A 7,558-nucleotide genomic window follows, 5' to 3' on the forward strand; every position below is an offset into this window, starting at 1 on the left:
GAGTAGGCCCAGAACACCGCTCGAAGAGCGTCCTCAGGAGCCCTCCTCCTGGCGCCGGTTTTGTCCGCGATCTGGGCGCGGTCGCAAAACTCATCGAGAGAAAGTCGAGCTGAATCAGTAGCTTGCATGCGGCGGGACGATGCTGGCACGGGAACTTTCGACCACCATCATTCCCGTTGGCGCGCCTACGGTCCATCCATAGGATGTGTGACAACGGCCATCCAGGCGCCGCCAAGGAGAACCTGCAGTGAACAACGGCAGCCAAGATCAACTCGCTCACGAGATCGAGCAAGTCCTGCGTGAGCAGCATGGTGAAGTCTTGGGTGGCGCAGCGCTGTATCGGACGCTGGGATTCCGGACGTCAGCTGCGATGCGCCAGGCCAAGGCACGTGGGAAGTTGCCCGTGCCGGTCTTTCCCATCGCGCACCGTCGCGGGCGCTTCGCGCTCACGCACGAAGTTGCTCGCTGGCTGGCGAGCTGCAGGATGAACAGCTTCTGTCAGGCCGACAACGCTGAGCCGGCACGAGCCTAGTTCCGCATCAAGCCGTCGAGTCGGACGCGATCCGTGCCCGACGGCCTTCGATCAACCTATCAAGGAGGTGACCACCTGAACCCATAGCAATTTGCCGCCCAGAAGCGACAAAGCCCGGGGGTGCAACCCTGGGCTTTGTGCCTGACCCGAAGGCCAGCGAGATTGGACATCTACGCAGCCAGTATGGGCCGCATACCTTGAGGCGTCAAGCCTTGAGGTAGCTGGGCGAACTCATCCCTTCCATTTGAAAGGACCGCCCATGCGGATAGCCATCTGGCCATCGCAGGCGTCGACACGCCTGTCCGATTCGTTTCTTTCCGCGCTCGCTCGTCTCGCGGCTGGCGCTGATCGCCTTGGGGGTGCGCCATGAACGCCCCCGTCCGTCGGCTCATCAAGCCGACCACGCCCCGGACCGTCCACCTTCTGAACCTGAAGGGCGTGTTGCTCTCTCCGGTCCAGGCCGAGGCCACCACCGAAAGCGCCTTTGTGCAGGTCGCGGCGCTATGCCCCGCGACCCGGTGCATCGCGTCTCAGCCCGAGTCCCTTGAGCTGCCCGGGCAGACCTACACGCCTGACTACCGCGTTGAGACCCTCGACGGCCGGACATCGGTCTGGGAGGTCAAGCTCGAAGCCAAGGTGCCCAAGTACCGGGCGCTGTTCAACCTGGCCGCGCGGCATCTGGCCGAGCGCGGCGAGCAGTTCTTCCTCATCTCGGAGAAGTCACTGCGGCGGCGAGACCAGCACCACGCCGTGCGCCTGGTGCTGCGCTACGCCAAGGGGCACTTTGAACCCGCTGACCTCGCGCGGGTCACCCAGCACCTGCGGGCTCACCCATCTGGCGCTTCGATACAGCAGCTTGCGACCGAGCTGCATGTTTCGCGCGAGCTGCTGTTCCACCTGATCGCTACGCGTGTCATCACGTTCGCTGGCGGCCTCAGCACTGCATCGAACAGCCGCCTCATCCACACCGACTATCTGGAGAACAACGATGCCCTTTTCCTTGCACGTTGGCTTGGCGTTTCGCCGTGGCGCACGGACGTTTGAACTGATCCGCGAGCTGGCTGACGGCAACTGGAGCTATGAAGACAGCCACACCCGCCGTCCGGGCACCATGCCCAAGCACAAGCTGCTGAAGTCGATCTGGGCCGGCGACATCGTTCTGATGGGGCACGACAGCGCGCTCGCGCCGAAAGAAGACAAGACCGCTGTGCTGCCGCTTGTGGCCTACGACAACCTCAAGGGCGTGCACCTGGAAAGGTTCAAGCGCAAGATGGCCTACGTCGTGGCGATTCATCAGGCGCATCTCAGCCGTGGCATGCGCCGGCCCATCGAGCGATTGATCGCGAAGGTCGCGCAGCGAATCAACGACGCCAAGGCGCCGTCCAGCAGCGCGGTGATGGGATGGCTGCGCGCCTATGAGTCGTCGCAGCATGCGCCGCAGTCATTGGTCGACGGCAACGCGCATCGCGTCCGCACCAGCAAGCTCACGCCGGAGATGGATCGGCTCGTCTCCGAGTCGCTTCGCAAGTACTACCTGACGCGGGATCGCTACTCGCTGCGCCACACCCTCGCCATGATCCACGCGCAGGCGAAGTCGTTGGCGGCACAGGGCAGGCTGGCCGCCGCGGAATCCCGGATCAGCCTCAGCACGTTGTCGCGACGGGTCAGTGCGATGGATCAGTACCGCGTCATCGAGGCACGGGAGGGTGCGGCGCGTGCTCGCATGGTGACGCGGACCGCGATGGATGGCACGGTTGCGAGATACCCCTTGGACGTCGTGGAAGTCGACCATACGCCGCTGAACTGGGTGGTGATCTGCGATCGCACCGGCCTGCCGCTGGGGCGGCCGCTGCTTACCGTGATGATCGACGCCTACTCGGGCTACCTGCTCGGCTTCTACGTCAGCTTTTACGGCGCCGGCCTCAGCAGCGTCAGCGGCGTCCTGAGGTGTGCACTCAGCTTCAAGGCGGACATGGTCGCCGGCCTGAACCTGGAGCACGACTGGATCGCGGAGGGCATCCCCGACACGGTGAAGCTCGACAACGGGTTGGAGTTCCACTCGCCTGTCTTTCAGCGCATGGGCTGGGAACTGGGCAGCAGCTTCACGTACTGCCGCGTTCGCACACCCTGGCTCAAGCCCCATGTCGAACGCTTCTTCGCGTCGCTCGACACGTTGACCTTGACCCGTGGTCGCGTGCACAAGCGGGTGGCCAACATCGTCAACATCGACCCGAACAAAGATGCTGCAATCATGTTCACGGCGTTCGTTCAGGGCTTGGTGAGGTATGCGGTCGACTTCCACCCGTTCCAAGTCAACGAACGCAAGCTCGCTCGGCCCTATGACCTGATGCAGGACGGTCTGCTGAGTGTTCCGCCGGCGCGCTTTCCCCACGACATGGAGCGCCTGCGCATGGTGTCGGCGCTGTCCAAGCAGTTGATGGTCCACCAGGGCGGCGTTGATCTTCACGGGCTGCCATTCGGTGGTGCCGAAATGCTGCCGATGCGCCAAGCCCACGGCAAGAAGTTCAGGACGTGGGTGAAATGGGACCCGGACGACATGTCCCAACTCTGGGTGCAGGACCCGCGCAGTCAGCAATGGGTGACCAGCCCGTGCCGGTTGGGCGAATACGCGAACGGGCTTAGCTGGAACCAGCATCTGCTGATTCAGAAGTTCGCCCGCGAGGAGCTCAAGAGCAAGGGCGCCTATGAATACCTCGAACGCGCGCGCCTCCAGTTGCACTACCACTGGCAGGAGTCCGTGAGCTGGAAGACCAGCGCCGACCAAAAGCTGGCCGCGCGCTTCTGCGGTGCTACTTCTGCCCGCGTGCTGGGCGCAACCACCGCGGCCGCACCACCCACCGCGGCCCTAATCAAACCGCCCGCCGAGCCGATTAGCAAGCAGCAGGTCAAGGCTTTCTCGTTCGTCGAATCCGACGAATTTCAGACTATCGACTTCTAAACACCATGAGCGACTTCGACATTCTTGATTCCGGCGACGCTGCCGACGAAGAGGCTCGGCAGATCGCCGAGCGCCGCATGTTCATGTACTCGACGCAGGCGCTGTTGGCCGCCGACGAGGTGGACCGGAAATACGTGCTGTTTCCCGATCTGCATGGGGTCCTGGCGGCCCTGGATCGGGCCTACCAGTTGTCTCTGCGGACCACCCGGCCGCAGGGCATCGTCGTGTCCGGCCCACCGGGCTCGTCCAAGACCAGCATCTCCGAGTATTTCCGCAAAAGTCTGCCCACGGCAACGGACATCATCGAAGGCTACGGTGCGCTCAGCATTCGGCTTCGAGCGAACCCCTGCGCCGGCGGCATCGTGTCACTGCTGCTGAGGGCGGTGCAACATCCCTTCACTGCGGTGCGCAAAGGCCGCTTTGACAGCATGCGTGACATCGCCTTCGATGCTCTGCGGCAGCAGGGAACTCGCATGATCTTCGTCGACCACGCTCATGTGCTCGAGAAGTCGATCCGCAAGTCCAAGGCTGAAAAGCAGGGCGAGACGCCGGCCTCGGAAGTGCTTCGCGACCTCATGGACGAGACGGGCATCGCACTGGTCTTTCTCGCCAGCAACAGCTTCGGAGGCCTGGAGAACGTGGATGAATCGTTGGCGGACCGCGTATCGGTGCGGCTCAACCTCAGACACTTCGACGACGATGAGGCCTGGGCCAAGTTCCTGGCCGAGATCGGCAACCGCACGCGTTGCATCGATTTCAAGCTCCTGGCGGACAGAGCGTTCGTCAAGCTCACGCACAAGGCCGTGCTTGGCAACCGGCGCCGCACGAAGCTGCTGCTCACCGAGGCCGTGCTCGTGGCCATCGACGCCAAGGCACAAGCCGTCGACCGCAGTCATTTCGAGATCGCCTTCCAGCGCGTCAGCGGCTCCTCGAGCCAGGTGGTGAACCCGTATGCCGCCGCGTGACCAATGCCGGCTCGCTATCGCCGTCGCGCCGATGCCGGGTGAGTCGGCCATGAGCCATGTCCTGCGCGCCTTCCAGGCCAACGGTGTTCAGTACGAGGAAGGCATGAGGTGGATGGGTCTCGATCGGCGGCAGGCGCTGAACGATGTCGACGTCTCGGTCTTGGCATGGGCGCTCCATGCCGACGCCGACGACGTGCGCCATCGGATGACCTTGCTCGAGTGGCGCGGTGGCGGCCGGTGGGTGCATCTCGCCGGCCAGCGGCTGTGTCGATGGGTCGCGCCCACGTCCATGTTGGCGAAGGTGTGTCCGGCGTGCCTCCGCGAGACGGGCTTCGCGCGGATAGCCTGGCTGACGAGGGCGGTACCGGCCTGCCGGCGGCACGGCTACAGCCTGGTGCAGGAATGCGCCAGCTGCGGCCGGGCCATCCGGTGGGCGAGGCCAGCCCTGCGCATCTGCGGGTGTGGACGATTCTTCAAGCTCGCCGGGGAGGCCGCGACACTCGAGCCCGAACTGGCCCCATGGCTTGACTGGGCCGAGGCCGTCCTGCAGGGCGACGATACGGCACCGCATGCCATGCGCAGGCTGCCACCGCTGCTACAAGACATGACGCTCGACGGCGCCTACCGTCTGATCGAAGCGTTCGGCCTGTTGGAGTCGCCAGGTGATCCTGTCCGCAACGTGCGGCACAGCTCAGCGAGCCTGACCCAGGTAGGTGGTGTACTCGTGCGGGGCTTGCGGCGGCTCACCGAGCTGGGGCGTTTCGAAGCCGTCGCGCCCCAAGCGTTCGATGTTGTCCATCTCCCGGTTCTCGCCGAGATCGCGGACGAGCCAGCCGCCGAGACGGACGGCCAGAGGGCAGCTTGGCTGCTGGACATCCATCGTGCTTCGCGGCCGCCCGGAGTTCGCCGCGTCGGCGCGCGGCCTCGCCGACAGATGCCGTTGTTCGTATGAAGGGCACGCCGTGCATCCTGAAGTTCGGTGTGCCTAGGCCGTTCCAGTTCGAGGCGCCCAGTTCTTGGTTGTCGCGGCTCGCGCTTGCACAGGGGCTGTCGTCAATCGACGAGTTGCTGCGGTTCTTGAGCTTGCCCACGGAGGTTGACTTGGACTGGTACCTGAGCGGGCCGGCACTGCAAGACCTTCTGCGGAGATGCAATCTGCCCGCTCATTCCTTCGCCATCGCTGACCGGTTGATGTCTAGCGTCTTGGCTTCCGGGATGGGCGCCAAGCAGTTTCTGCTGGCGGGGAGGAAGGGCATTGCCCGATTCCGCTATTGCCCTCGCTGCATGTCCGAGCGCCGGGTGGGCTATCTCGACATCCATTGGCGGTTCAAGGTGTGGCTATGGTGCCCTATCCATAACGGCCTGCTGCTGGACGCGTGCGCCGACTGCGAGACCATGCTGGAGCACCCCTGTCTCATCGAGGGGACCAGGGCCGCTCGGGCGGGCCATGCCTCGCTTGCACGCTGCCTGCGCTGCTGCACAGCGCTAGACGCCGACGAACTGCAGTCGCTCGCGGAGGAAGCTATGAAGTCGTTGAGCAGCGTGGAGCGGCTGTGGCTAATCAACGGTCGAGCACTGCTGTCAGCGTTGGTTCACCGGAGCTACCAATTTCGACGCCAACAGCACAAGCTGGAAGGGCTCGTGGCGATGTATGCCTCGGGCGTGTTGCCGATGGCGGGCCTTCAGGATGCGCTTGATCAGAAGCTGCGGGCTTCGCGGTTGGCTCGCCTGTCCACGCAGAAAGATGGGCTTGCCGAGCTCGGCAAGCAGGCGGATCTTCAATCCGTACCCAGCGGCAGCGCGCAGGTTTGACGCACAGCCCAAGAGAGTCGTATCAACTAGACTGGATCGGACAGGAGTCCATCATGAACATCGAAGCCATTGCCTACCTTTGCCTCGGGTTTGGTCTGCCTGCGTTGATGGCTGCCATCGTCGTGGCAATGGCGTTGCACGGCACAAGGCACTTGGACGCAACCCTCAGACAGGTCGGCGTTCACAAATAGGAATTGGTCGACGCCGGGAAAGTCACGATGAGCTTCGAACTCCGTGAGGAGTCTCGGTCCGAGTCGAGCAGAGGAGGGCGGGCCAGCGGTTCCTGCTGCAAGTCCGCAAAGTATTTGGCTGGGCCCTATGGCGCGCCTGTCTCAGCAACTTGGCCGTCGGACGCCGCAATCTCTAGCCGCCGCCGGCGCTCGATGCTTCTGCGGACCACCGTCACTTCTCTGCAAGCTCCGCGGATAGCGCCGACCACCGGCGCGAAGTAGCGCCGCAAGGTATCCAGAAAGATCTGCTTGTGATTGAGCCGACGCATGATTTCAGGCGAATGAGCTTGCTGAGCAGGATATGCCGAAGAAGGCGCTGCGTCACGCGGTGCTGCCAACTCTCTGTCCCACGTCCATCACTGTCGCCTAGATCAGGATCACCCGTGTCCCCTTGGTTACTTCTTCGGCCGAAATCGTCTTCGGGAGCGTGATCATGAAGACCATCGTTGGCGACTCCATGCGCCTCATGTGTACAGCTTCGATCGCTTGAATCACGGTCTCGGTCACTTGCCCATCTGGGCGGACAAGGTGGACCGGAGCGCCCTTTCCAAAGACAAGATCCGTCGTTGTCGGCAGTCCCGGCGCGAGGACTCGACCGCGTCCTGAAATCTGGAAGCTGTCCTCCACGATAAGCAACAGGCGTTCATTGGCGGTGTCGGCTTGCATCGTGTCTAGGCAGGAAGTCGAGCCATCAGCATCCAGGCGAGTGCTGACGTCAGCTTTGCCAAAACTTCCACCACGGCTTCGGCGTATCCGGGCTACGAAGGGCTTGAAGCCTTTGCGCCGCTTCCACGAGCAGAAGCGGGCGCATGGGTCTTCGCTGATCAAGCCACGAGGGGCGACGGTCATCCGGCTCGTCGGGGCTCGGAAAATAGAACGCCGCTCCGACGCCAGCGGCAAGTCGTCGGCCAACGTCCATGGCATGCACCGACTCTGGCCACGGCGGGACTTGGCCGTTGAAAAGGCGCGAGTCGTTTCCCTTGGTGATGCACGCAAGGAAGTGCTCCTTGTACTGCGAGCCCTCCAGGGTGATGGCAGACAAGCGGATGAACCAGCCCTC

Annotated in this window: 9 protein-coding genes; 7 read left to right on the top strand and 2 right to left on the bottom strand. The window is 63.5% G+C overall.

Annotated elements, in window-relative coordinates; all coding sequences use genetic code 11:
• The first annotated feature begins 247 nt into the window (after window positions 1–247).
• The 7 genes from ACXJKR_RS18770 (at window position 248) to ACXJKR_RS18800 (ending at window position 6,459) form a co-directional block, all read left to right on the top strand.
• Window positions 248–532: a hypothetical protein gene (locus ACXJKR_RS18770; RefSeq protein WP_457324098.1), complete on the top strand. Its 285-nt coding sequence runs from the start codon at window positions 248–250 to the stop codon at window positions 530–532.
• A 366-nt stretch (window positions 533–898) separates the two neighbouring features.
• On the top strand, window positions 899–1,576 hold the full coding sequence (locus ACXJKR_RS18775; RefSeq protein ID WP_457324099.1) for a hypothetical protein: 678 nt from the start codon (window positions 899–901) through the stop codon (window positions 1,574–1,576).
• Window positions 1,521–3,491 carry an integrase catalytic domain-containing protein gene (locus tag ACXJKR_RS18780; protein ID WP_457324100.1) on the top strand — a complete coding sequence of 657 codons (1,971 nt, stop codon included), beginning with the start codon at window positions 1,521–1,523 and terminating at the stop codon, window positions 3,489–3,491. Before ACXJKR_RS18775 ends, ACXJKR_RS18780 begins: the two co-directional genes overlap by 56 nt.
• Window positions 3,492–3,595: 104 nt before the next feature.
• A complete protein-coding gene (locus ACXJKR_RS18785) occupies window positions 3,596–4,456 on the top strand; it encodes a TniB family NTP-binding protein (protein ID WP_457324101.1) in 861 nt (286 codons plus the stop codon).
• Window positions 4,443–5,408: a TniQ family protein gene (locus ACXJKR_RS18790; protein WP_457324102.1), complete on the top strand. Its 966-nt coding sequence runs from the start codon at window positions 4,443–4,445 to the stop codon at window positions 5,406–5,408. Before ACXJKR_RS18785 ends, ACXJKR_RS18790 begins: the two co-directional genes overlap by 14 nt.
• On the top strand, window positions 5,405–6,268 hold the full coding sequence (locus tag ACXJKR_RS18795) for a TniQ family protein (protein ID WP_457324103.1): 864 nt from the start codon (window positions 5,405–5,407) through the stop codon (window positions 6,266–6,268). The genes ACXJKR_RS18790 and ACXJKR_RS18795 overlap by 4 nt, the downstream gene beginning before the upstream one ends.
• A 53-nt stretch (window positions 6,269–6,321) precedes the next feature.
• Window positions 6,322–6,459, top strand: a complete 138-nt coding sequence (locus ACXJKR_RS18800) for a hypothetical protein (protein ID WP_457324104.1) — start codon at window positions 6,322–6,324, stop codon at window positions 6,457–6,459.
• 405 nt (window positions 6,460–6,864) lie between these two features.
• Here the strand turns inward: ACXJKR_RS18800 and ACXJKR_RS18805 are convergent, their stop codons facing one another.
• Both ACXJKR_RS18805 and ACXJKR_RS18810 read right to left on the bottom strand, forming a co-directional pair.
• Window positions 6,865–7,164 carry a hypothetical protein gene (locus ACXJKR_RS18805; protein ID WP_457324105.1) on the bottom strand — a complete coding sequence of 100 codons (300 nt, stop codon included), beginning with the start codon at window positions 7,162–7,164 and terminating at the stop codon, window positions 6,865–6,867.
• Window positions 7,165–7,213: 49 nt separating this feature from the next.
• On the bottom strand, window positions 7,214–7,558 hold a 345-nt coding region (locus ACXJKR_RS18810; protein WP_457324106.1), incomplete at its 5' end, for a hypothetical protein.

Source organism: Roseateles sp. P5_E11, assembly GCF_054049355.1.

What these genes read in the sequence shown, in the direction of transcription:
- ACXJKR_RS18780 (WP_457324100.1), top strand. Translation starts at nt 1,521, where the DNA reads ATGCCCTTTTCCTTGCACGTTGGCTTGGCGTTTCGCCGTGGCGCACGG.
- ACXJKR_RS18790 (WP_457324102.1), top strand. Translation starts at nt 4,443, where the DNA reads ATGCCGCCGCGTGACCAATGCCGGCTCGCTATCGCCGTCGCGCCGATG.
- ACXJKR_RS18805 (WP_457324105.1), bottom strand. Translation starts at nt 7,164, where the DNA reads ATGCAAGCCGACACCGCCAATGAACGCCTGTTGCTTATCGTGGAGGAC.
- ACXJKR_RS18800 (WP_457324104.1), top strand. Translation starts at nt 6,322, where the DNA reads ATGAACATCGAAGCCATTGCCTACCTTTGCCTCGGGTTTGGTCTGCCT.
- ACXJKR_RS18795 (WP_457324103.1), top strand. Translation starts at nt 5,405, where the DNA reads ATGAAGGGCACGCCGTGCATCCTGAAGTTCGGTGTGCCTAGGCCGTTC.
- ACXJKR_RS18775 (WP_457324099.1), top strand. Translation starts at nt 899, where the DNA reads ATGAACGCCCCCGTCCGTCGGCTCATCAAGCCGACCACGCCCCGGACC.